Source organism: Micromonospora sp. WMMD964, assembly GCF_029581455.1.
GTDB lineage: Bacteria > Actinomycetota > Actinomycetes > Mycobacteriales > Micromonosporaceae > Micromonospora.
Genome location: NZ_CP120860.1, coordinates 121,102 through 145,547 on the forward strand (window position 1 = coordinate 121,102; position 24,446 = coordinate 145,547).

A 24,446-nucleotide genomic window follows, 5' to 3' on the forward strand; every position below is an offset into this window, starting at 1 on the left:
CCGCCAGGCGCACACAGAGTCTCTGGTAACCAAAACTGCAACCCGGTCAACCTACCACGGATCTTCCCGTCCCGGTCAATGGTTAGCGGAATCTTCGGGCAACTGGGTGATCATGGCCGTGAGCCCCGCCACGTCCAGCAGATCGGTGGGCCGGACCGTCACGCCGTGTCGGACGTAGTGGAACGCGGCGCCCACCCGGTCGACCGGCACACCGGCCAACTCCGCCCAGGCCAACCGGTAGACGGCCAACTGCACGGCGGCCACCTCCGCCGCCGGCCCGGTCGGCTGCGCGCCGGTCTTCCAGTCGACCACGTCGAACCGCCCGCCGGGCCGGGCGAAGACCGCGTCCATCCGCCCCCGCACCACGACACCGGCGATCACCGTGGCGAACGGCACCTCCACCTCCACCGGTGACCGATCGGCCCACTCGCTGGACAGGAACCGCTCCTGAAGCTCGACGAGTGCCTCGTCGGGCGCGGCATCGGCGTCGGCCGCACCGGGCAGCTCGTCCAGATCCAGCAGGCGGTCGGCGCCGAAGCGCTGCTCCAACCAGGCGTGGAAGGCGGTACCCCGACGGGCGTACGGGTTGGGCTCGGTCGGCACCGGTCGGCGCAGCGTACGGGCCAGCCCCGCCGGGTCACGCCGCAACGCCACCAGTTGGGTCACGCTCAGCTGCCCGGGCAGGGGCACCTCGACCGCACCGGAGAGCCTGGTCAGCTCGGCCCGTTCGGCAAGCAGCAGATCCGCCTCGCGTTGCCAGCGCGCCACTTCCGGGTCCGCCTCCGGGTCCGCCTCCGGCTCGACCCTCGCCACCGGCCCGGCGGGCACCGGTCCCACCGGCCCAGCGGGCACCGCCCCGACCGGCCCAGCGGGCACCGGTCCCACCGGCCCGACGACCACCGCGCTCGGACCGCCGGTCATCAACCGGCGCACCAGCCCGGCCGCCTCCGCGAGCGCCGGCCGGCGGCCACCCAGCGGGTCGGCCGGCCACTCCGCGCGCAGCACCACCTCGGCCGTGGGATTCGTCGCGTCCGGGGTCGGCTCCGGGGCCCACACGTCGATCAGGTGCCCCGGCCCGCCGTCGAGGCAGGCGTCGTACACCTCGCGGAGGAAGACCGACGGACCTCGCGGTCGCTTGGTGCCCTCCCCCCACCAGTAGCCGGAGCAGAGCAGCAGGCGGCGCGGCCGGGTCACCGCCACGTACGTCAGCCGGCGCTCCTCCCGCTCGTCGTGGGCCCGCCACGCGTCGGTGAAGTCGGTCACCGCCCGAGCAACCGCCCGCTGGTCGGCCGCCTCGTCGAGCGCCAACTCGGGCAACCCGTCGGCGTCACCGCGCAGCGGGAACGGCAGCACACCGAGCCCACCCAGCCAGTGATCGGAATTGCGGACCGGGCCCGGCCACACCCCACGGCTCAGCCCGGCCACCGCCACCACATCCCACTCCAGTCCCTTGGCGGCGTGCGCGGTGACCACCTGCACCGCGCCCTCCACCACCTCGACCTCGCCCGGCGCCAGACCGCGCTCCTCGTCCTCGGCAGCGGCCAGGTAGGACAGGAAGCCGGCGAGCGTCGCGCCAGGGGTCTCCCCGCTGAAGCGCGCCGCCACGTCCCCCAGCGCGTCCAGGTGACCCCGGGCCAGGCCCGCGTCGCCGGCACCGTCCCGACCGGCCCGCACCGCCACCTCCACGTCCAGGCCGATGGTCCGCTCGATGTCGGCGATCAGGTCCGGCAGGGCCTGGTCCAGCCGGTAACGCAGCAGGGCCAACTCCAGCCCGTACGCGCGCAACCGCGCGAAACCCTCCGCCGAGTACGCCTGCGCCGGGCCCAGATCGGCCAGCGCCTCCACCAGAGTCGCCTCGTCCAACAGGTCGGGGCTGATGTCCGACGCCTCGTCGGCGGCGACCTGCCGCCGGGCGTTCGCGATGGCCCGAGCCCTCCGGTGCAGCGCCACCAGGTCCCGTGGCCCGATCCGCCACCGGGCGCCGGTGAGCAACCGCAACAACGCAGCACCGTCGGTCGGGTCGGCCAGCACCCGCAACGTGCACACCACGTCGCGAACCTCGGGAGTGTCCAGCAGACCGCCCAGCCCGACCACCTCCACCGGGAGACCGCGCTCGCGCAACGCCGACTCGATCGCCGGGATCTGGCTGCGGACCCGGACCAGCACGGCCGTCGTCGGGCGCTGCGCCACCGGGATGTGCTCGGCCGCCGCGCCCGGCATCCGGGCCGCCCCACGCCAGGCGGCGAGCACGCTGTCGGCGATCCAGGCCGCCTCGTCGGCGTACGTCGACAGCATCGCGCAGTGCACCGTGCCCCCGGCCGCACCGCTCGGGCTGCGGTGCGGGATCGGATCCCGGACGGTCAGCGCGGAACGCAGCTCCGGCACCCGGGCCCCGGCCGCGCGCAGCGGAGTGGAGAGCGCGTTCGCCACCCGGAGGATCTCCGGGCGGTTACGCCAACTCGTGGTGAGACCGAGCGCCTGGGCGGGCTGACCGTCGGTGCGGGCGAATTCGGCGGGAAACCGGTCCAGGGTGCCGGCGCTGGCCCCGCGCCAGCCGTAGATGGACTGGCACGGGTCGCCCACGGCGGTCACCGGGTGCCCGCCGCCGAACAGCGCGTTGAGCAGCACCACCTGGGCGTGGCTGGTGTCCTGGTACTCGTCGAGCAACACCACCCGGAAACGATCCCGCTCGATCTGGCCGACCGCCGGGTGGTCCCGGGCCACCCGGGCCGCCCGGGCGAGCTGGTCGGCGAAGTCCATCGCCTCGAAGTCCTCCTTGCGCCGGGCGTACGCCCGCACCAGCGGCAGCAGGCGCAGCCGGGTCTGCTGCAGGGTGAGCGCCTTGCGCACGTCGGCGTACACCCGACCCGGCCGGGACTGCACCTCGGCGAAGAACCGACCGGTCCACGCCGCCAGCTCGTCCGGTGCCACCAGGTGCTCGTCCAATTCACCGGCGAGCGCCAGCACCGCGTCGGTGATGGTGCTCGGCATTCGGTCCACCTCGGACATGTCGCCGTCGTAGTTACGCACCAGCAGGTCGACCAACTGCCACCGCGACGCCTCGGTCAGCAGCCGGGTGGACGGCTCGTAGCCGGCCCGGAGCCCGTGCTCGGTGACGATCCGCCCGGCGTACGAGTGGTAGGTGGAGACCGTGGGTTCACCGGCGAGCGGATCGTCCAGCGGATCCCGGCCCTGCCGACCGACCCGGCGGATCAGCTGGTCGAGCCGGGTACGGACCCGGTGGGCCAGTTCCCCGGCCGCCTTCCGGGTGAAGGTCAACCCGAGGATCTGCTCCGGACGTACGTACGAGTTGGCCACCAACCAGACCACCCGAGCGGCCATCGTCTCGGTCTTGCCCGACCCGGCGCCCGCGACCACCAGCAGTGGCTCCACCGGCGCGGCGATGATCGCGGCCTGCTCCCGGGTGGGTGCCGGCAACCGCAGCAGCTTGGCCAGCTCGGTCGGTGTGTACCGAGGTCCGGAGTCGGCCAGCCGGGGCGTCGGCGCGGGGCCGGCACCGAACAGGGTGGGCTGGGTCATCAGTTCTCCGGGGGACGGACGGTGGGCGGCTCGACCACCTGACGTCCCTGCCCGGAGACCGGGCAGCTGGTCCGCACCGGGCAGACCCGGCACTTCGAGTTGGCCACCGCGGCGAACGTGGCGGCCGCCATCGTATCGGCGGTCCGCCGGACCAGTGCCGTCGCCCAGCCGGCCGCCGGTCCCTCGCCGACGGCCGGCTGGTTCTGCTCCCGTGCGTCCTTGGCGGAGGTGCCGAGCTGCACCAGCGCGGCGCCGCCCGACTCGTCCCCGAACTCGGCGAACGCCCCCGCCTCCACGGCCGCCTGGTAGGCGCCGAGCTGCGGGTGTTCGGCCAACTCGGCGCCGGTGACGGCGGTGGACTTGCCGGTCTTCAGGTCGATCACCACGAGCCGCCCGGCCTCGTCGACCTCCAACCTGTCGACCCGACCGGCCAGCTCCACCGGTCGGTTCGGGTCGTCCAGGCGGACGGCGAACTCGTGCTCGATGGCGAGCAGCCGCCGCGGGTTGGTGGCCAACCAGCGCAGCAGCTTGTCGACCATCGCCTCGGCGCGCTCGCGCTCCGGCCCGGCCATCCACCTGGCGGCCAGCTCGATGGCGTCGAACCGGGCGGCCACGTAGTCGAGCAGAGCGCCCCGGTCGGCGCTGGCGTCCTCAGCGAGCATCGCGGCGGCGTGGACCAGGTTGCCCACCCCCTGCGCCGTGCTGGTCGGACCGCTGCCGCCGTGCCGCTCCAGCAACCAGCGCAGGCTGCACCGCAGTGCGCTCTCCATCGCCGACGGGGTGACCCGCACCGGCTCGCCCTCGTCGACGAGCGGCCGGTCGTCGGAGAGCGCCCGCAACCCCCACCAGTCGTCCGGGTGAGCGCCGGGCACCCCGGCGGCGGCGAGCCGGGCCAGCTCGGCCGCCGCGGCGCGCCGTCGGCCCGCCGGAGCGGCCGGGTCGATGATTGCGGTACGCAGTTCCGCGACCAGCGCGGGCAGGGTGAGCGCCCGAGGTGGACGGGTCACCGGCAGCGCCCCGGGACGGTCCGCTTGACCGTCGTCCACGTCGCCGCCGCCGGGCCCACCGCCGTCATCGGTCCCGCGCGGGCCGGGCGGCCCGGTCGGGTCGGCCGGCCCAGCGCCGTTCGGCGGTCGGGGCGGCGTGCTGGGGACCAGCTCGTGCAGGAACCGGCTCGGCTGTTCCTCGTGGTCGTCACCGCCGACGGCCGCCGATGCGACGGCGCTGACCAGCAGTCGGTGTCGGGCCCGGCTGATGGCGACGTGGAAGAGCCGGCGCTCCTCGTCCAGCAACGCGGAGGTCTGACCCACCACGTTGGCCGCTGTCGCCCCGTCGACGGACCGACCGGCCAACACGTCGACCAGCCGCTCGGAGCCGAGCAGGCTGCCGCGCAGTCGCAGGTCCGGCCAGATGCCCTCCTGCACGCCGGCCACCGCGACCAGGTCCCACTCCAGGCCCTTCGCGGCGTGCGCGGTGAGCAGCCGCACCGCCTCGCCCCGGTCGGCGGTCGGCGCGATGGTGTCCGCCGGCAGGTCCTGGGCCAGCACGTGGTCGAGGAAGACCTCGGTGCGGGCACCGGGCAGGCGGTCGGTGAACCGGGCCGCCGCGTCGAAGAGCACCAGCACGGCGTCCAGGTCGCGGTCGGCCGCCTCGGCCCGGCGCCGCCGGGCCAGGTCACCCTCACCGGCCGCCGGTCGCCCCTGGATGATCGCGCCCGCCCAGCGCTCGGCGAGGTTGCTGGCGTGCCAGACCGCCCAGAGCACGTCCTCCGCCGTCGACCCGGGTCGGTCGGCGGCGTCCCGCGCGCAGGCCAGCAGCCCGGCCACCGCCTGCGCCGGCTCGGCCCAGCGCCGGTCGATGTCGGCCAGCTCCGCCGGATCCCGCAGCGCCTCGACGATCAGCTCCCCGGACGGGCGTCGGTCACCGCCGGCCAGCGCGAGCGCGCGCAGGCCCTGCCGCAGCCGCCGCTCGGCCAGCGGGTCGGCGCCGCCGAGCGGCGAGTGCAGCAGCGCGACCGCCGCCTCCTCGTCCAGCCGGTCCGGTTCGAGCGCGCACCGCAACAGCAGCAGCAGAGGTGCGACCGCCGGTTGCAGGTGCAGGGGCAGATCCTCACCGTGCACCACTGTGGGTACGCCGGCGGCGTGCAGCGCCCGTCGCAGGGTGGGCAGCTGCAACGCGGTGGACCGCACCAGCACCGCCATCCGCGACCAGGGCACGCCGTCGAGCAGGTGCGCCGAGCGCAACGAGTGGGCCAGCCAGGCGGCCTCGCTGGTCGCCGAGCGGAACGTGTGCACCTCGACCGCCCCGGGCGGCGCGTCCGGCAGCGGGTGCAGCCGGCGGTGTGCCGCTGGACCGCGCAGCCGGCGGCCCAGCCGGGCGACGGCCGCGAGCAGATCCGGCCCGGCCCGGTACGACGTGGTCAGCAGCACCTGCGCGGCGGGTGCCCCGGAGGCGGTGCGGAAGCGGTGCGGGAACGTGGTCACCCCGGCCGGGTCGGCACCGCGGAAGGCGTACGTGGAGGAGTCCGGGTCGGCGAACGCGACGAGTGAGGTGCCTCCCCCGGCGATCACCGACAGCAACTCCATCTGGGCGGGGTCGGTGTCGGCCAGCTCGTCGAGGTACACGTGGGCGAGTCGGCGGCGCTCGGCGGCCAGCAGTTCCTCGTCGTCGCGCAGCAGCCCGGTGGCCGCCCGGACCAGCTCGGCCGGGTCGTACGCGATGGAGCCCCGGTTGCTGACGTCGCGCAGCGCGAGCACCGACACGTACTCCCGCAGGAAGCGGGCGGCGGCCGGCCAGTCGTCGCGGCCGAGCTTCTCGCCCAGCCGGGCCAGGTCGACCGGGCCCACGCCCCGCTCGGCGGCACGCATGAGCAGGTCGCGTAGCTGACCGGCGAACGCCCGGGTCCGCAGCGCGGGGCGCAGGTCGCTCGGCCAACCGACCGGGTCGTCCTCGGGCTCCTCGCCCACCACGTCCAACAGCTCGCGGATGATCAGATCCTGCTCGGGGCCGGTGAGCAGCCGGGGCGACGGCTCACCCCGCTCGGCGGCGGCCCGGCGGAGCAACCCGAAGGCGTACGCCGGGAAGGTGCGCACCAGCGGCTCGCGCAACACGCGGTGGCCGTCCTGCGCGATGCGGGCCTCGATGCGCTGACGCAGCGCGGTGGCGCCGCGCCGGCCGAAGGTCAGCACCAGGATGCGTTCGGGGTCGACGCCCTCGGCCACCCGGGCGGCGACCGCCTCGACCAGGGTGCTGGTCTTGCCGGTGCCCGGGCCGCCGAGCACGAGCATCGGCCCGTCGGTGTGCCCGACCACCTCGGCCTGCACCGGATCGACCCGTCGGCCCGGCGGTGCGCCCATCGCGCCGCCCGCCCGGTCGGTCGACCCGCTGCCACCGGCAGCCGGGATGCCGTGGTCGGATTGCGCGGCGTCGCCGGCGGCCACGGTGCCGCCGCCAGGCACGCCGTCGCCCTCCCGCGCCGGCCCACCGGACCGCCGCACCAACCGGTACGCCTGCATCAGCTCATCCCATCAAACCCGTACGACACCCACCCGCCCCGGCCCACCCCACCATCCAGCTCCGTCGATCATGAAGTTGGCGGCGCGACACGCCGACAGCGGCACCGCTAATTTCATGATCATCCGGAGGGAGCGGAGGCCGCCGGGGGCGGGGATCAGGTCAGGTGGGACTCCAGGGCGTCCAGGGCCTCGGGCACGGTGGTGGCCACCATGAGGAGGTCGCGACCGGCGGTCTTCAGGAAGTGCTGGTCGGTCAGGCTGTCGAGCCAGTCCAGCAGGGGTCGGAAGAAGCCGTCGGTGTCGATCAGCACCATCGGCTTGGCGTGCAGGGCGAGGGTCGCGGTGGTCCAGACCTCGAACAGCTCGTCCAGGGTGCCCAGCCCGCCCGGCAGGGTGAGGAAGGCGTCCGACTTCTCGATCATCAGGGTCTTGCGGCTGGCCATCGAATCGGTGACCAGCAGTTCGTCCGAGGCCAGGTCGGCGACCTCCAGATCGACGAGCGACTGCGGGATCACCCCGAGGGTCCGCCCACCGGCGGAACGCGCGCCGTCCGCCAGGGTTCCCATCATGCCGACGCAGCCACCGCCGCTGACCAGCGTGTGCCCGCGCCGGGCCACCTCGGCGCCGGTCTCGGCGGCCAGGTCCAACCAGCGCTGGTCCAGGGTGCGGGACGAGGCGCAGAAGACGCAGATCGCCGCCATCAGTTGTCCCGCGGCTGCTCGGCGGCGGCCTGTTCGGCGGCGGCCTGCTGGTCCGCGCCGGTCCGGGCGACGACCTCGTCGCGGATCGCCTCCTGCTCGGCGGAGAGTGCCGCCTCCGCCTCGACGATGTGCCGGACCGCCGCGTTGACGTCGTCGGTGAGGCAGATCAGCTCCAGGTCGACCGGGCCGATCTTGCCGTCGGCGGCCATGGTGTCGCGCAGCCAGTCCAGCAGCCCCTGCCAGTACGCGGTCCCCATCAGCACCACCGGGAACCGGGTGACCTTGCCGGTCTGCACCAGGGTGAGCGCCTCGAACAGCTCGTCCATGGTGCCGAACCCACCGGGCAGCACCACGAACGCCTGGGCGTACTTGACGAACATCGTCTTGCGGGCGAAGAAGTAGCGGAAGTCGATGGCCAGGTCGACCCACTCGTTGATGCCCTGCTCGAACGGGAGCTCGATGCCGAGCCCGACGGAGAGCCCGCCCGCCTCGCTGGCACCACGGTTGGCGGCCTCCATCACACCGGGCCCACCGCCGGTGATCACCGCGTAGCCGGCCCGGGCGAGCGCACCGCCCAGTTGCTCGGCCAGCTGGCACTCGGCGCTGTCCGGTCCGCTGCGGGCGGAGCCGAAGACGCTGACGGCCGGCGGCAGGTCGGCGAGGGTGTCGAAGCCCTCGACGAACTCGGAGAGGATGCGCAGCGCGCGCCAGGCGTCCTTGGTCTTCCAGTCGCTCCGGCCCCGCGAATCCAGCAACCGCTGGTCGGCCGTGCTGCTCGGAATCGCCCCTCTGCGCAGGGTGACCGCGCCCCGGTGCCGCTCCTGTCCGGGACCGCGACCGGCCTCCCGCCCGTTGCTCTGGCTCATGGAGCAACCGTAGTGGAGCAGCACCCGCCGGGTGCGCGGGGCGGGGACGCCGAGAAATAGTTCGCGATCAAGGGCAACTATTCGGCTCTCCCGTACGTCTTACTATTCACATACCGGGTATGCCCCGGGCGCGCGCCTTCGGGGGAGGAGACAGCGTGATCAGTAACAGCGAGATGATCCGGATCCGTCGCCAGATGCAGCGACGGATCCGAGACGTGGTGGCCGAACGCCGCCGCACCCGAGACCTGAGCCTCTCCCCCGCAGCCCCCGCGTCGACCGGATCCGATCAAGAGGTTTGCGTCGCCGACAACGGGCCAGGCTGACGCAAACCTCTTGATCACCGGGGCGACGGCCCCGCGCCCGGTCAGACCGGGGCCAGCCAGCGGTGCAGGGTCGCCGCGCCGTCGCGGATCTTGCTGATCTCGACGTGCTCGTCGGGGTGGTGGGCGAGGTTCGGGTCGCCGGGGCCGAAGTTCAGCGCGGGGATGCCCATGGCCGCGAAGCGCGCCACGTCCGTCCAGCCCAGCTTGCCGATCGGCGCGGCACCCACCGCCGCCAGGAACTCCTTCGCCGGAGCCGCCTCCAGCCCGGGGGCCGCGCCCGGCGCGATGTCGGTCACCTTCACCTCGAAACCGGCGAACACCTCCCGCAGGTGCGCCTCCGCCTCGGCGGGGCTGCGGTCCGGGGCGAACCGGTAGTTGACCTCGACCTCACAGTGGTCGGGGACCACGTTGCCGGCCACTCCACCGCCGATCCGCACCGCGTTCATGCCCTCGCGATAGTCGCAGCCGTCGATGGTGACCCGACGCGCCTCGTACGTCTGGAGGCGCCGCAACACCTCACCGGCGGCGTGGATGGCGTTCACCCCGTGCCAGGAGCGCGCCGAGTGCGCGCGTACCCCGGTCGTGGTGACCACCGAACGCATGGTGCCCTGGCAGCCCGCCTCGACGATGCCGTACGTCGGCTCCAGCAGCACCGCGAAGTCCGCCTCCAACCACTCCGGGTACGCCTGGGCGACCAGGTTCAGCCCGTTGTACCGGGACTCGATCTCCTCGGCCTCGTAGAAGAAGTAGGTCACGTCGTACCGCGGATCGGGCAGGGTCACCGCGAGGTGCAGCGCGTACGCGGTGCCGGACTTCATGTCGGAGGTGCCACAGCCGTACATCAGGTCGCCGCGCATCGTCGACGGGAAGTTGTTGTTCAGCGGCACGGTGTCCAGGTGCCCGGCCAGCACGACGCGCTGCGACCGACCGAGGTCGGTGCGCGCCATCACGGTGTTGCCGTGCCGGTGGGTGCTCAGGTGCGGCACACCGCGCAGGACCTCTTCGACGCAGTCGGCGATCGCCTTCTCGTTGAGGGACACGGACTCTATGTCGACCAGAGCGCGGGTCAGCTGCACCGGATCGGCGAGGACCTCGGGGGTCAGCGGGTTCTCCATGAATCGCACGGTACCTTCAGGGCTGTCAGCGTGAGCAGTGAGCTGAGGCCAGCCGGCCGCTACCGAGAGGTGTAACAGTGACGTCCGCAGATTCGGCCTGGGGCATCGGCCTGGCCACGGTCACCGCAGACGAGCAGGTGCTCGACACCTGGTACCCGACCGGCAAGCTGGGCCTGGGTGAGCTGCCGCTGGTCTCCGGCGAGGACAAGGCGGACGTGCTCGACCTGCCGCCGGCCGCGCTCGGCGACCGGTCGCTGCCCGGTCTGCGTACCGTGCAGGTGGTCACCGTGATCGGCTCGCTGGACGACCCGATCAAGGACGCGTCCGACGCGTACCTCCGTCTGCACCTGCTCTCGCACCGCCTGGTGCGGCCCAACCAGCTCAACCTGGACGGCATCTTCGGCAAGCTGGCCAACGTGGCCTGGACGTCCGCCGGGCCGTGCCCGCCGGAGCGGGTGGACGAGCTGCGGGTGATCGAGCGTGCGGCGGGCCGGCACCTGTCGGTGTACGGGGTGGACAAGTTCCCCCGGATGACCGACTACGTGGTCCCCTCCGGCGTGCGGATCGCCGACGCCGACCGGGTCCGCCTCGGCGCCCACCTGGCCGCCGGCACCACGGTGATGCACGAGGGCTTCGTGAACTTCAACGCCGGCACCGTCGGCACCTCGATGGTCGAGGGGCGGATCGTGCAGGGCGTGCTCGTCGGCGACGGCTCCGACATCGGCGGTGGTGCCTCGATCATGGGCACCCTCTCCGGCGGCGGCACCGAGAAGATCAGCATCGGTGAGCGGAGCCTGGTCGGCGCGAACGCCGGGGTCGGCATCACGCTCGGCGACGACTGCGTGGTCGAGGCCGGCTGCTACATCACCGCCGCGTCGAAGGTCACCCTCCCCGACGGCCGGGTGGTCAAGGCCCGCGAGCTGTCCGGTGTCGACGGGCTGTTGTTCTGGCGCAACTCGGTGACCGGCGCGCTGGAGGCGAAGCCGCGCACCGGCCGGGGCATCGAGCTGAACGCCGCCCTGCACGCCAACGACTGACGTCCCCGCCGGGTCCGCGGCGCTCGGCCGCGGACCCGTCGGGGGTACGCCTCAGCGCAACCGGTACGCCTGGATGATCTTTTCGGTCACCGTGTTGCCGGCGGCGTCCTTCGCGGTGGCCCGCAGGGACGCGTAACCGGGCCCGGCGGGATGCCGGACGGTCGCCGTCCAGCCCTGCCCGCCGTGCCGGACCCGGGCGGACTGCCAGGTCTTGCCTCCGTCGTAGGAGACGTCCACGGTCAGCTTGGTCACCCGCGACGCGGCAGCGCCGGGCTGACGCTGCACCTGCACCGGGATGACCAGACTCCGTCCGGCGGGAGCCGCGTTGTCCACGCTCAGCGGCGGCGTGAACCGGATGGCCGACACCGGCAGTTGACGGTAGTCGTCCCCGCCGACGTGCCGGGAGCGGAACGTCCACGCGGTGCTGACCTCGGTGCTCAGGTCGGTGAAGCTCCGCTTGGCCGACACCTCCAACCGGTAACGGGCGTTATCGGGCGGCACGGTGAACTGCCCGAATCCCGGCTCCGCCGACTCACCGACCAGTTTGCCGTCGCGGTAGAGGGCGGTCCGGCCTTCGTCGGTGACCGAGAATCCGGCGTGCCCCTCGGCGTCGCCGTGCAGCGGCACTCCCACCTGGATCTCGTCACCGAGTCGACTGATGCTCTGACCGGGCCAGCGCGGCGCCGGGAAGGACGGCCCGTACGGCGCGCTGTTCCAGCTCTCCCGGGTGTGCCGCCCGGGCTGGTACGCCCTCGGGTCGGAGGCCAGATTCACCTTCAGGTCGATCCAACCCTCCTCGGTGACGACCCCGAACATCAGCTCCGAGGACCACCGCACCGCGTTGGTGCTGTAGTGCTCGACCCGCTGCCCCGGCACGGTGGTGGGCAGGCCTATCGCCCAGCCACCCGAGTCGGGTTCGAGGTGTGGGAACACCACCCGCTCGGCGACCAGGCCCGGATAGCCACCCCGGAACTGGTGGGTGACGCTCGCCAGGTCCCTGCTCCGGTAGGTCTTGTCGAAGCCCGTCGGCATCCGGCCGGGAATCGTCTCGGCGAGCGCGTACAGGTAGGGGCTGTCCACCAGCTCGGCTGTCGCCCACTGACTGCTGATCGTCGAGACGAACCGTTCGGCGGACGCGGCCCGGCCGAGGTGCCCGGTGGCCAATCCGGTGAAGTCGAGCGCAAGCAGGCCGAACCCGAATCCGTTGTCGCCCTCCAGGAACAGCGCCGTGATGTCCACGAGCGCCGGCACGGCCGTGGGCTCCGGGACCGCCGTACGCACCGGCCGGGCCTTCCGGTCGTCGACGGTCACCGCGGTGTCGCTGTCCAGGAGCAGCTCCGGTTGGGCGAACTGGGTGGCACCGTCCGCGAAGAAGAGGATGCTGGCGAGCCCGTAACGGCCCTTGGGCAACCGGACGTCGGCGGTGCCGTCCGGGTCGTACACGTCGTAGGTCCGGAAGGTGTCCAGGTCGACCAATGTGGTGATGTGGTCGGTCGCGGGCGCTCCGGTGGAATCTAGGTGGCGCACCGTGACCTGGTAGCTCTCCACCTCCCGGTGCACGGCGATCGGGGTGACCGCGACGGTCTCCCCGGAGCGGGCCACGATCCGCCCGGTCCAGTAGCCGTCGGTCCCGATCCGGGTGTCCGCGGTGACCGTGGTGCCGGCGGCGCCGCCCCCGGGCACGGTGACCTGGGTCGCCGCCAGGGTGAACAGGCCTGCCGGTGCCGGCTGGCCCTCCGGCCCGGTCACCTCGAGGGTGAGGTCCAGGGTGATCGGGTTCGGCCCGTCGTTGCGCCAGTCGACAGTCCGGGTGACCGGGACGTCGTCGTCGTGCGGCCAGGCCGGTTGGCCGAAGCCGACGCTGACCGGGTGGCTGACCACCCGCTGGGAGATCGCCCGGGCCACGTCGACCCGGCCGGCGCCCTGCTGGAACGAGGTCTGCTCCGGGTGCGGCTTCGCCGACGCCATCAGTGTCGCCTTGAGCTGGGCCGCCGCCCAGTCGCTGTGCTGCTGGGCGATCAGCGCCACCGCGCCGGTGACGTGCGGTGCGGCCATCGAGGTGCCGGAGATGGTGACGTAGGAGTCGCCCACCGGATCGCCGAGCAGCGTCCCCTCGCCCCGGGCGGCGACGATGTCGACGCCGGGAGCGGTCAGGTCCGGCTTCAGCCCGCCGTCGCCCGCCCGGGGGCCTCGGCTGGAGAAGTCGGCCAGGGCGTCGTCCCGGTCCACCGCGCCCACCGACAGCGCGGCGTCAGCCGTGCTCGGCGAGCTGACCGAGCCGTCGGTGCCGTCGTTGCCGGAGGAGATCACGAAGAGCGCGCCGGTCTGCGCGGTCAACGACTCGACGGCCGCCTCCAGCGGGTCGACCTCGGGCGTGTCGGTGCCGCCCAGACTCATGTTGATCACGTCGGCGTTCTGGTCGACGGCGGCCCACTGCATGCCGGCCAGAATCGCCGAGTCCGGGCAGCCGAAGTCCTCGCAGACCTTGCCGTTGAGCAGCGTGGCGTCCGGCGCGACGCCCCGGTATCTCCCGCCCGAGGCAGCGCCACTGCCGGCGATGATCGAGGCGACATGGGTGCCGTGGCCCACCGTGTCACCGGCGTCGGTGGCCTCGGTGAAATTGTGCGACTCGGCGACCCGGCCCGCCAGGTCGGGGTGGTCGGCGTCGATGCCGGTGTCCAGCACCGCGACGCGTACGCCCTGGCCGGTGAAGCCCGCCTGATGTGCGGCCGGCGCGCCGATCTGCGGCACGCTGTGGTCCAGCGTGACGTGTCGGCGGCCGTCGAGCCAGATCCGGTCGGCACCCCCCGCCGTGCCGACCCGGGCGTTCGCGCCGGTGAGCGCTGCCCAGACCGTCGCGACCTGCTTCTTGTCCGCCGTCGCGGCGACCCCGCCGATCGCGGGCAACTGCGCGGTGACGGTCAACCCGGCGGGGGCGGCGGCCCGCTGCCGAGCGCCCGCGTCGCCCGCGACGAGCACCGGCAGATCGTCGCGCCGGGCGTCGTCGTAACCGGCGCTGATCAGCCCGGTCACGTTGAACAGTCGCCGGTCGACCCGACCGGAGCGGACCAGCGGCACGGCGTCCTGCGGCAGCACGGTGAGCTGACCGCGGTCACGGGTGGTGACGAACCGCAGATGATCCCGGCCCGGTCCGGGCCGGACGGCGGCGGACCCGGACGCGGTGACGGTGACCTGGTCACCGGTGAGCAGGGTGACGGTCTTCGTGGCGGGGACGCCGGCCGCGGCAGCCGGGTTGGCGGCGGGTGCGGTGCTGGTGGGTGGGCCGGCCACGGCGAGCGCTGGAGTGCCCAGGACGAGGGCTGCTACCGCGGCGGCGGCTGTGGTCATTCTGCTGCGTCGATGCAACGGGTCCTCCTCTTTGGAGCGTTGATACCGATGACGGGGTTCCATAGACCGAAGTCAGTATTGCATACCCGGTATGCAGAAAAGGGGTCGAAAATATGACGGACCTGCCAACCCCCGACCAGGATGGCAGGCATCATCGACCGGATGACCTCCATGAAGGACCGCATGCTCGCCGGTGAGCCGTACCTCGCCGACGATCCCGAGATCATCGCCGATCTGGACCGCGCCGCCCTGCTGATGGAACGTTTCAACACCAGCGCCGCCAGCGATCCACAAGCACGCCTCGCGGCGCTCCGTGACCTCCTCGGCGACCTGGGCGACGGCACCTGGATCCGCCCACCGTTCTACTGCGACTACGGGTGGCAGATCCGGATCGGAGCGCGCAGCTTCGTCAACTACAACGCCGTCTTCCTCGACGTCGCGGCGATCACCATCGGCGCCGACGTCCAGATCGGACCGAACGTCCAACTCCTGACCCCGACACACCCGGTGGAGCCCGGTCCGCGCCGCGACAAGTGGGAGGCCGCCAAGCCGATCACCATCGAGGACAATGTGTGGCTCGGCGGCGGCGCCATCGTCCTCGCCGGCGTGACGATCGGTGCGAACACAGTGGTCGGCGCGGGCGCGGTGGTCACCCGGGACCTGCCACCCAACGTGGTCGCCGTCGGCAACCCCGCCCGGCCCGTCCGGGAGTTGGACTGACGACCGCCGCCCTCGACGGGCCGGTCAGGCCGCCGGGGGCACTGCCGCTCGCGCCCTCGACGGGCCGGTCAGGCCGCCGGTGGCTCGGGGAGGCGGACCACCAGGTCGGCCCGCTCAGCGGTGGGGGTGATCAGAGCCGCGTTGGCCTCGTCACTGCCCAGCGCCCACTCCCGGGCCTGCTCCGGCGACCGCCCGAACGCCTCGTGCCGGGCGGTCAGCCGCCGGTGCCGAATCTCCGCGTCCAGGTCCAGGAACCACGTCTCGTGCAGCAGCGGCGGGATCTCCCACCACGGGTCGTCGGGCAGCAGCAGGTAGTTGCCCTCGGTCACCACGAGTCGTACCGACGGCTGCACCTCGATCGCCCCGGCGATCGGCTCCTCCAGCTCCCGCCGGAACTCCGGAGCGTAGACCGAGGTCTGCTCCAGGCGGCGCAACCGGCGCAGCATCGAGACGTACCCGTTCGCGTCGAAAGTGTCCGCCGCGCCCTTGCGGTCCGCGCGACCCAGCCGGACCAACTGCGACTGGGCCAGGTGAAAACCGTCCATCGGCACCAGCCGGGCGGTCGGCCCCACCTCGGCGACGATCAACTCGGCCAGCGTGGACTTCCCGGCGCCGGGCGCACCGGCGATGCCGAGTAGTTGACGCGGCCCGGCCTCGGCCAACACCAACGCCCGCCCCACCAGCTCGTCGACGGACAGCACCTGGGCCGGCGGCATCAGCCGAGGACCGGTTCGCTGATCGTGAACCGAGCCTGCACCGCCGCCTGCACGGTCTGCGGCTGGGGATCCAACTCGAACTCCGGCGCGCCCCCACCGGCCCCGGCGAACGCCGCCCGGGCGAACATCGGCCGGTCGGCCGGGCCGGCGTCGGCCAACTCGATCAGTGCGGTGACCCGGGCGCCGAGCGCCTCCGCGTACTCCCGGGCGCGCAGCAGCGCGTCGCCGATCGCGGCGTGCCGGGCCTCCCGGTACGCGGGGCTGTCCGGCCGAAGCTCCCACCAGGGCCCGGCCACCTCGACCTGGTCCTGGTCGGCCAGCCGCAGCATCAGCTCGCCGAGAGCGGTGAAGTCGGTGACGGTGACGGTGGTGGTCACGCTGCCGTGCCAGGCGACGACCCGCTCACCCGACCGCCGGGTCTCCGGCCGCACCCGCAGGTCGCCGGTCTCCCGCCGGGCCACCGTCGGCTCCGAGCCGTCGAGCAGCACCCGGACGGCGGCGGCCCGCTCGGCCAACCTGGTCAACGTCGCCTCCCGATCCCGGTCGCGCGCCGTCGCGGTGACCGCGAACCGGGCCAGCTCGGGCGGGACCTCCCGGTACGCCTCGCCGCGCACCTGCACCACCGGACCGTCCGCCGCCATGCCCCTCAGCCTAGTCAGCCACCGGCATCCGCGCGGTGTAGGAAACCGCCTCGGCGTCGACCCGGCACCCGGTCAGGTGCCCGCCGACGTCGCCCAGCCCGCGCAACCAGGCCACCTCGGCGGCACTGTCGCCGCCGACCGGGAACTCCCGGGTCTCGCCGGTGAACAGCCGATCCGACAATGCGCAACGGGCGGCCCTGGCCTCCGCGTACCGGGCGACGAGGGCCGGCGCGTCGTCGGCCCGCAGGGCGGCGGCCAGCCCGTCCAGGAAGGCGCGGACCTCGGCCAACCCGTCCAGGACCCGGTCGCGGTTACCCAGCAGCATGTTCGCGGTCCGCTCGGCCGGAGTGCCGGCGACCCGCGTGCCGTCGGAGAAACTGCCCGCGGCCAGCGTCAGCACCGCGTCGCGCAGCGGCGCCCGCTGCGTCGCACCGGCCAACGCCCCGGCCAGCAGGTGTGGCACGTGCGAGGCGAGCGCCGCCGCCGAGTCGTGGGCCGACGCCGACATCGGCACGACGCGGGCGGCGAACACATCCACCAGCAGCCCGGTCAGCCAACGGAAGGCGTCCGTCGCGGCGCCCGGGGTCGGGCAGAGCACCCAGGCGGCGTTGGTCAACAGGGTCGGCGAGGCGGCGGTCAGGCCGGCCGACTCCGCGCCGGCCATCGGATGCCCGGGTACGAACCGGTCGGCCAGCCCGAGCCGACCGGCCGCCTCGGCCACCTCGACCTTGGTGCTGCCCACGTCGGTGAGCACACAGCCGGGCGCGGTCAGCTCGGCCACCCGGGCCAGGGTCAGCGGGAGAGTCGGCAGCGGGCCGCAGAGGAAGACCACGTCCCGACCGGACACGGCCTGCTCGATCGTGGCCGGGGCGACCACACCCCGGAGCTGGGCCCCCGCACGGGTGGCCGGGTCCGGGTCCCATCCGACGACGTCCAGGCCGGCCTCGGCCAGGCGCAGCAGCACGGAGCCGCCGATCAGGCCGGTGCCGATCACGGCCGCGCGCGCCCCGGCGTACCGCCCGGTCGTGCCGTCGGTCATCGCCGGGCGCCCGGGGTCAGGCCCGCAGCCGGTCGGCGACCGCCGCGACGTGCTCGTCGGACTCGGTCAGTGCGACCCGGACGTACTGCCCGGCGGAGGGGCCGTAGAACACCCCGGCGGCGACCAGGATGCCCCGACGGGCCAGCCAGTCGACCGTCTGCCAGCAGTCCTCACCGCGGGTGAGCCACAGGTAGAGACCCGCCTCGGAGTGCTCGACGGTGAACCCGGCCTCGGTGAACGCGGCCCGGAGCACCTCACGTCGGGCGCGGTAGCGCTCCCGCTGCTCCTCGGCGTGTCGCTCGTCGTGCAGCGCGGCCACCATCGCCGCCTGCACGGGCGCGGGCACGATCATGCCCGCGTGCTTGCGCACCTTCAGCAGCTCGGCGACGAGCGCCGGGTCACCGGCGACGAACCCCGCCCGGTAGCCGGCCAGGTTGGACCGCTTGGACAGCGAGTGCAGGGCCAGCACCCCGTCGTAGCTGCCGCCGCTGACCTGCGGGGACAGCACGGAAACCGGCTCCGCCGACCAGCCCAGAGGCAGGTAGCACTCGTCGCTGGCGACCACCGCGCCGCGCTCCCGGGCCCAGTCGACCACCTTGCGCAGGTGCGCCGCGGGCAGCACCCGCCCGGTCGGGTTGCCGGGCGAGTTGACCCAGACCAGCCGGACCCGCGAGGTCGGCCCGACCGAGGTGAGCGAGTCGGTGCGCACGACGGTGGCGCCGGCCAGCCGGGCGCCGTCCTCGTACGTCGGGTACGCGATCGACGGCACCACCACCACGTCACCCGGGCCGATGCCGAGCAGGGTGGGCAGCCACGCGACCAACTCCTTCGAGCCGATCGTCGGCAGCACTCCGAGACCGTCGACACCAGCGCCGCAGGCCCGGGACACCCATGCCGCGATCGCGGCCCGCAACGCGGGCGTACCGGCGGTCAGCGGGTAGCCGGGAGCGTCGGACGCTTCAGCCAGGGCTCGACGGATCACCTCGGGCACCGGGTCGACCGGCGTACCCATGGAGAGGTTGATCAGGCCCTCCGGATGCGCCGCGGCCAGGGTGGCTGCGGCGTCCAGGGTGTCCCAGGTGAACTCGGGCAGCCGCGACGAGACCGGCGCGGGCCGGTTCAGTGGCCCTCGCCGCGCGGCGGCTGCGCGGCGACGAAGGTGGCGTCCTTCTCCACCTTGCCGACCTTCGAGGCGCCACCGGGCGAGCCCAGGTCCTCGAAGAACTCGTAGTTGGCGCCGGTGTAGTCCTTCCACTGCTCCGGGACGTCGTCCTCGTAGAAGATCGCCTCCACCGGGCAGACGGGCTCACAGGCACCACAGTCGACGCACTCGTCGGGGTGGATGTAGAGCATCCGGTTGCCCTCGTAAATGCAGTCGACCGGGCACTCCTCGATGCATGCCTTGTCGAGCACATCCACGCACGGCTCGGCGATGATGTAGGTCACCGGTCTTCTCCTCCGCAAGACACGTCGCGATCTCCCGCGACGGTAAGAGCCTAGTATCTCGCCGGGGAGGGGGTCGATCGTGCTCCGACAGCAGGATGTGGGACACCGAATTGTGGTCCGCCGGATTGTGGGGATTCGCGAAGGCCGCCCGCTCTTCTCCGATGCCCTCGGCGAGCTGGTGGAGCTGAGCGAGACTCATCTCACCCTGGCCACGGCGAAGGGGCCGCTACGGGTTCCGGTGGCCCAGGTCCACCGCGCCAAGCGGGTGCCGGCGACCCGTCGACCGACTGCGGCGGCCGTCGTGGCACTGGAGCGGGCCGCCGACGAGGCCTGGCCGGCACCGACGCGCGGCCGACTCGGTGACTGGCTGCTCCGGTCGGCGGACGGCTGGACCGGCCGGGCCAACTCGGCGCTGCCGATCGGCGACCCGGACCGGCCGCTGCCCGCCGCCGTGGACGCGGTGGAACGCTGGTACGCCGAGCAGGGCCAGCCCGCGATGATCAATACGCCGCTGCCGCTCGCCGCACCGGTCGGCGGCGAGCTGGACGCCCGCGGCTGGACCGCCCGCCCGCCGACACTCGTGCAGACCGCACCACTCCCCCTGCCGCCCGAGGGTCCGCCCGCCCCACGACAGGGTGGCGCGATCACCGCCACGCCCGGCGCCGCTGGGGCGCAGAGCGACGAGGTCGCCGAGCCGCCCGCCGACGTCGAGGAGCCGGGCACCGGTGCGGTCGCCGACGCCGAGTCGCCGCCCGGCGCGGTCGTCGAGCTGCGCACGGCGCCGAGCGAGCCGTGGCTGGCCGTCGCCGCCGGCCGCAAGGGCGGCCTACCGGAGGCCGCCCGGCACGTGCTCACCGCCGTGGACCAGGTCCGCTTCGCCCACGTGTACGTCGACGGCGCGCTGGTGGCTGTCGGCCGGGGCACGGTGACCGGCGAGGGGCGCTGGTTGGGCCTCAGCCTGATCGAGGTGCTGCCGGACGCCCGCCGGCAGGGGCTGGCGCGGCGCGTGATCCACGAACTGACCGCCTGGGGCGTGTCGGTCGGCGCGACACACGCGTTCCTCCAGGTCGAGCAGCACAACACGGCGGCGGTCACGCTCTACCGACGGCTCGGCTTCACCACCCACCACACCTACCTGACCCGGGTCGCCCCGCACTGAGCCGATCCGCCCCCGCTTGATCCACTCCACATCGCCGACGTGGGGGTTTCCCAGGCGGGCGATACCGCCACATCGGCGCAATGGAGTGGATCAGCGGGCGGGGTCAGCGGCGGACGACCCGGCGGGGCTTGGCGGCCCTCACCTCGGCGTACCGCTTGAGCTGCTGCGACCGGTAGTCCCGCCCGAGCGCGGTCAGCACCAGATAGCCGACCAGCAACCCGGCGCCGGTGGCGAGCAGGTAGAGCCAGATCTGGGCGAAGAACGTCGGCGCGCCGCCCGCGAAGGGGTTGTGACCGATCAGCAGGGGCCCGACCAGCACGGTCAACACCATCGCCATCGGCACCACGAGGGCCATGTCGGCCGCCCAGCCCGCCAGCGGTCGCCGACGACCCCAGCGGAAGGCGACCACGGCCAGGATCAGCCCGATCACCGCGAACATCGCCAGTGACACCCGGTCGGCGGCGGTGTCGTCACCCTCGAAGCCGAACCGGATGATCAGCCGGGCGACCACGTTCACCGCGAACAGAGCCGCAACGAGCACCCCGATGTCACGCCACCGTTTGTCCATCGCCGGACCTCCCGCCGTACGCCCCGTCGTGGGGCCCCCATCTCTGGCAGGAATATCTACCACCCCTACCTGGGTGACGTCATCAGCCGCCGAGGGTGTGCGGCGGGGCGAGGATCTGCCGGAAGCCCATCACCGCGAAGGTCATCGCACCGGCCACGATCATGGCCAGGCCGACCCAGTTGTCGCCGGCCAGCAGCAGGTCGCCCTCGCTGGTCCGGAGGGCGGCCACCGCCATCAACGCGAACCACGGCACCGCCGGCAACGCCACCGCCCACCTACGGCCGACCGCCTCGTACGCGAACCAGCTCAACGCGATGTTCGCGCCGACTGCCACGAGCACTGACACGCCGATCAGGTGACCACCGACGCGGACCGTGGCCAGCAGCAACTCCAACACCCCGGTCAGCACCCCGGCCACCACCACGACGATCGCGCCGGCCACCCGCAGGCCCAGGTCCAGCAGGCGCGGCGGCGGTCCCGCCGGGGGCGGGGCGGCCTGGTCGTCGACGACCGTCATCGGCGCGGCGGGCGAGGTCACCGGAGACCGGCCGCCGCGACCGGAGACCGGTCCGGGGCGGTCTCCAGGGGCAGCCCGGCGAAGAGGTCGTCCTCCCAGCCGTACGGCCCGGTGCCCGGACCCTTCCCGCCGACGGCGAGGGTGAAGTACTCCACGCCCATGAACTCGCCGCCGAAGTTACCGGCGATCGAGTAGAGCCAGGAGTTGGCCGGGATCTGGGTGGCGTGCGCCCGCATCGCGGCTTCCTTGGCCAGGTGCTGGTCGGTGCCGTCGATCCGGGCGGCGATCTCCGCGTCCGGGGTGCCGAAGGGCAGGTCGGCGATGTCCTCGATGCCGCCGAACGGGTTGTCCGAGGATTCCGCGAACTGCGTCATCCCGGCCTCCAGCACACTGAGCGGCATCGCCGTCCAGTAGACCTTGAGCGGGGCGCAGCCCTCGGTGGCGGCCAACTCGACGGCGCGCATCGCCACCCGGTGCGCCTGGATGTGGTCGGGGTGGCCGTAGAAGCCGTTCGGGTCGTACGTGACGAGCACCTGCGGGCGTACCTCCCGCATGATCTCGACCAGGTGCCCGGCGGCCTCGTCGAGGTCGGCCTGCCAGAAGGCCCGCGGGTGTTCGTTGGTCGCGAGCCCCATCATGCCCGAGTCGCGGTAGCGGCCCGCGCCCCCCAGGAAGCGGTGGTCGGTGACGCCGAGCGCGGCGCACGCGGCGGTCAGCTCGGCGATGCGGTACCCGCCGAGCTGGTCGGCCTCGGCGGCGACGAGCTGGGCCAGCGCGGGGACGTGCACCTCACCCTCCTCGCCGAGGGTGCAGGTCACCAGGGTGACGTGCGCGCCGTCGGCGGCGTAGTGGGCCATCGTCGAGCCGGTGCCGATCGACTCGTCGTCGGGGTGCGCGTGGACCAGCAGCAGGCGGCGGTCGGGCAACATCGTCACGACGGTCACTCTAACCGGCGGTTCCCCCCGGTCGGCGCTGACGCGTCCGCCCAGGTCGGCCACATCACCTCCGGTCCGGCTCTACGATTTGGTCTGTGGACTTTCCGGAGCTGGCCGCCCGCACCCACCGGTTCAGCCACGGCGCGCCACGCGCTGTCTCCGTGGCCGAGGACGGCTCCCGGGTGATCTTCCTGCGCTCCGCCGGGCCGGAGGATCCCGCGGACGCGCTCTGGATGCTGGACGTGGCCACCGCCGAGGAGCGCCTGGTCGCCGACCCGGCGACGCTGCTCGGCGAGGACGGGGACGTCAGGTCCCTCTCCCCCGGCGAACGCGCCCTGCGGGAACGGCTGCGGCTCAGTGCCGCCGGCATCGGCTCGTACGCGCTGGACGCCGCCGGCCGGGTCGCCGTGTTCGCGCTGGCCGGGCGGTTGTTCCGGGCTGACCTGGTGCACGGTGACGTGGTGGAGGTGGCCGCCGTCGGCCCGGTGCTGGACCCGCGTCCGGACCCGACCGGGCAGCGGCTGGCGTACGTGACCGACGCGGCCGAGGGTGTGCGCCGGGGCGAACTGCGGGTGATCGACCCGGACGGGACCGACACCCTGCTGGCCGGCGAGGACGCCGGGGTGAGCTGGGGCTTGGCCGAGCACATCGCGGCTGAGGAGTTCGGCAGGTACCGGGGCTACTGGTGGGCTCCGGACGGTCGGTCGGTGCTCGCCGCCCGGGTCGACGAGTCCCGCCTGGAACGCTGGCACCTGCACGACCCGGCCCAACCGGCCAGCCCACCGACGGCCGTCGCGTACCCCCGAGCCGGTGGGCCGAACGCCGAGGTCAGCCTGCACCTGCTCGACCTGGACGACGGCTGGGTCGACGTGCACTGGGACCGGGAGACCTACCCGTACCTCACCGGGGTCAGCTGGGGCGAGGGCAGCCCGTTGATCACCGTGCTGCGCCGCTCGCAGCAGCACGGGCTGGTGTTGGCGGTGGACCCCCGCACGGGGGAGACGCAGGTGCACGCGGAGCTGGCCGACCCGCGTTGGGTCGAGCCGATCGCCGGCACCCCGGCGCACCTGCCGGACGGCCGGGTGCTGGTCGGCGGGGAGTTGGCCCATGACGGGTACGACGCACGGTGCCTGTTCGCCGACGGCACCCTGCTCACCCCGCCGTCGCTGTACGTACGCCGGGTGGTCGGTCGGCTGCCGGCCGCCTCCGGCCCGGCGGACCTGCTGGTCGAGGCGAGCGACGGCGAGCCTAGCGAGCGTCACCTGTTCCGGATCCGCACCACCATCGGCGGTGGGGTGGACGCGCGGCGACTCACCACCGACTCCGGCTGGTACACCGCCGCGGTCGGCGGGGACGTGCTGGCGGTCGGTGTCGCGTCACTGGACCACGCCGGGGTGCGGTGGACCGTGCGGCGCGGTGACCAGGAGCTGGCCGAGCTGCGGTCGTTCGCCGCCAACCCGCCGTATTCTCCGCTGCCGCTGCTGGAACGGGTGACCGACCGGCGGCTGCCGGCGGCGGTGCTCTACCCGGACAACCACGTGACGGGTCGACGGTTGCCGGTGCTGCTGGACATCTACGGCGGGCCGGGGCACCAGGAGGTCGTGGCGGCGCGGGCCGCGTGGTTGGAGCGGCAGTGGTGGGCCGACGCCGGGTTCGCGGTGGTCACCATCGACAACCGGGGTACGCCGGGAGTGGCCCCCTCGTTCGAGAAGGCGATCCACCGCCGGGTCGCCGACGTGATCCTCACCGACCAGATCGACGCGCTGACCGCACTCGCCGGCAAGCACCCGGACCTGGACCTGAGCCGGGTGGGGGTGCGCGGCTGGTCGTTCGGCGGCTGGCTGGCCGGGTTGGCGGTGCTGCGCCACCCGGAGCTGTTCCGCTGCGGCATCGCCGGCGCGCCGGTGACCGACTGGGCGCTGTACGACACCGCGTACACCGAGCGTTATCTGGGGTTGCCGGAGGACGGCGTGGACGTCTACGCGCACCACTCGCTCGTCGAGTTGGCCGCCGAGGCGGTCACCGGCCCGGACCAGGCCCGCCCGTTGCTGCTGGTGCACGGTCTGGCCGACGACAACGTGGTGGCCGCGCACACGCTCCGGCTGTCGGCGGCCCTGCTGAGCACCGGTCGCCCGCACGCCGTGCTGCCGCTGACCGGCGCCACCCACATGGCCGCGAACGGCACCGCCGAGCGTCTGCTTCCACTGGAGCTGGAGTTCCTCCGCACCCATCTGCTGTAGCCGGGATGCGGCCTCAGTCC

At 73.4% G+C, this 24,446-nt stretch carries 18 protein-coding genes; 4 read left to right on the plus strand and 14 right to left on the minus strand.

Features of this window, described 5'->3' with window-relative positions; all coding sequences use genetic code 11:
* Positions 1-75 precede the first annotated feature (75 nt).
* The 5 genes from O7616_RS00580 to dapE form a co-directional block, all read right to left on the minus strand.
* Positions 76-3,540 (minus strand): UvrD-helicase domain-containing protein, encoded by a 3,465-nt coding sequence (locus O7616_RS00580; protein WP_282305203.1) that lies wholly within the window; start codon positions 3,538-3,540, stop codon positions 76-78.
* A complete protein-coding gene (locus O7616_RS00585; protein ID WP_282305204.1) occupies positions 3,540-7,055 on the minus strand; it encodes an ATP-dependent DNA helicase in 3,516 nt (1,171 codons plus the stop codon). Before O7616_RS00585 ends, O7616_RS00580 begins: the two co-directional genes overlap by 1 nt.
* A 155-nt stretch (positions 7,056-7,210) precedes the next feature.
* On the minus strand, positions 7,211-7,756 hold the full coding sequence (locus O7616_RS00590; protein WP_282305205.1) for a TIGR00730 family Rossman fold protein: 546 nt from the start codon (positions 7,754-7,756) through the stop codon (positions 7,211-7,213).
* Positions 7,756-8,622 (minus strand): TIGR00730 family Rossman fold protein, encoded by an 867-nt coding sequence (locus O7616_RS00595; RefSeq protein WP_282256775.1) that lies wholly within the window; start codon positions 8,620-8,622, stop codon positions 7,756-7,758. Before O7616_RS00595 ends, O7616_RS00590 begins: the two co-directional genes overlap by 1 nt.
* Positions 8,623-8,986: 364 nt before the next feature.
* Positions 8,987-10,060, minus strand: a complete 1,074-nt coding sequence (gene dapE, locus O7616_RS00600; RefSeq protein WP_282256774.1) for a succinyl-diaminopimelate desuccinylase — start codon at positions 10,058-10,060, stop codon at positions 8,987-8,989.
* A gap of 77 nt (positions 10,061-10,137) precedes the next feature.
* Here dapE and dapD point away from each other — a divergent pair, with 77 nt between their 5' ends.
* Positions 10,138-11,097 (plus strand): 2,3,4,5-tetrahydropyridine-2,6-dicarboxylate N-succinyltransferase, encoded by a 960-nt coding sequence (gene dapD / locus O7616_RS00605; protein WP_282305206.1) that lies wholly within the window; start codon positions 10,138-10,140, stop codon positions 11,095-11,097.
* 51 nt (positions 11,098-11,148) lie between these two features.
* Here the strand turns inward: dapD and O7616_RS00610 are convergent, their stop codons facing one another.
* Entirely contained in the window at positions 11,149-14,445 is a 3,297-nt protein-coding gene (locus tag O7616_RS00610) for a S8 family serine peptidase (RefSeq protein ID WP_282305207.1), read from the minus strand.
* Between the two features lie 162 nt (positions 14,446-14,607).
* Here O7616_RS00610 and O7616_RS00615 point away from each other — a divergent pair, with 162 nt between their 5' ends.
* A complete protein-coding gene (locus tag O7616_RS00615; protein ID WP_282305209.1) occupies positions 14,608-15,165 on the plus strand; it encodes a sugar O-acetyltransferase in 558 nt (185 codons plus the stop codon).
* Between the two features lie 68 nt (positions 15,166-15,233).
* Here the strand turns inward: O7616_RS00615 and O7616_RS00620 are convergent, their stop codons facing one another.
* Genes O7616_RS00620 through fdxA form a run of 5 tightly spaced genes read right to left on the minus strand, consistent with a single transcriptional unit; the run spans position 15,234 to position 19,007 of the window.
* Positions 15,234-15,881, minus strand: coding sequence for a nucleoside/nucleotide kinase family protein (locus O7616_RS00620; protein WP_282305210.1), 648 nt, complete (start codon positions 15,879-15,881; stop codon positions 15,234-15,236).
* Positions 15,881-16,522 carry an SIMPL domain-containing protein gene (locus tag O7616_RS00625; protein WP_282305211.1) on the minus strand — a complete coding sequence of 214 codons (642 nt, stop codon included), beginning with the start codon at positions 16,520-16,522 and terminating at the stop codon, positions 15,881-15,883. The genes O7616_RS00620 and O7616_RS00625 overlap by 1 nt, the downstream gene beginning before the upstream one ends.
* 10 nt (positions 16,523-16,532) lie before the next feature.
* Positions 16,533-17,561, minus strand: coding sequence for a prephenate dehydrogenase/arogenate dehydrogenase family protein (locus O7616_RS00630; protein WP_282305212.1), 1,029 nt, complete (start codon positions 17,559-17,561; stop codon positions 16,533-16,535).
* 16 nt (positions 17,562-17,577) lie between these two features.
* Positions 17,578-18,684: a succinyldiaminopimelate transaminase gene (gene dapC, locus O7616_RS00635; RefSeq protein ID WP_282307804.1), complete on the minus strand. Its 1,107-nt coding sequence runs from the start codon at positions 18,682-18,684 to the stop codon at positions 17,578-17,580.
* Positions 18,681-19,007: a ferredoxin gene (gene fdxA, locus O7616_RS00640; RefSeq protein WP_030490464.1), complete on the minus strand. Its 327-nt coding sequence runs from the start codon at positions 19,005-19,007 to the stop codon at positions 18,681-18,683. Before fdxA ends, dapC begins: the two co-directional genes overlap by 4 nt.
* Before the next feature lie 79 nt (positions 19,008-19,086).
* On the opposite strand from fdxA, the gene O7616_RS00645 reads away from it, so the two are divergent.
* Positions 19,087-20,166 carry a GNAT family N-acetyltransferase gene (locus O7616_RS00645; RefSeq protein ID WP_282305213.1) on the plus strand — a complete coding sequence of 360 codons (1,080 nt, stop codon included), beginning with the start codon at positions 19,087-19,089 and terminating at the stop codon, positions 20,164-20,166.
* A gap of 103 nt (positions 20,167-20,269) precedes the next feature.
* Here the strand turns inward: O7616_RS00645 and O7616_RS00650 are convergent, their stop codons facing one another.
* The 3 genes from O7616_RS00650 to mshB all read right to left on the minus strand — a co-directional run bounded on the left by O7616_RS00650 (position 20,270) and on the right by mshB (position 22,195).
* Positions 20,270-20,734 (minus strand): hypothetical protein, encoded by a 465-nt coding sequence (locus tag O7616_RS00650; protein ID WP_282256766.1) that lies wholly within the window; start codon positions 20,732-20,734, stop codon positions 20,270-20,272.
* 82 nt (positions 20,735-20,816) lie between these two features.
* Positions 20,817-21,251 (minus strand): hypothetical protein, encoded by a 435-nt coding sequence (locus O7616_RS00655; RefSeq protein ID WP_282307805.1) that lies wholly within the window; start codon positions 21,249-21,251, stop codon positions 20,817-20,819.
* A 17-nt stretch (positions 21,252-21,268) separates the two neighbouring features.
* On the minus strand, positions 21,269-22,195 hold the full coding sequence (gene mshB, locus O7616_RS00660) for an N-acetyl-1-D-myo-inositol-2-amino-2-deoxy-alpha-D-glucopyranoside deacetylase (RefSeq protein WP_282305214.1): 927 nt from the start codon (positions 22,193-22,195) through the stop codon (positions 21,269-21,271).
* Positions 22,196-22,281: 86 nt separating this feature from the next.
* Between mshB and O7616_RS00665 the strand changes: the two genes are divergently transcribed.
* A complete protein-coding gene (locus O7616_RS00665) occupies positions 22,282-24,426 on the plus strand; it encodes a prolyl oligopeptidase family serine peptidase (protein ID WP_282305215.1) in 2,145 nt (714 codons plus the stop codon).
* Positions 24,427-24,446: the final 20 nt, after the last annotated feature.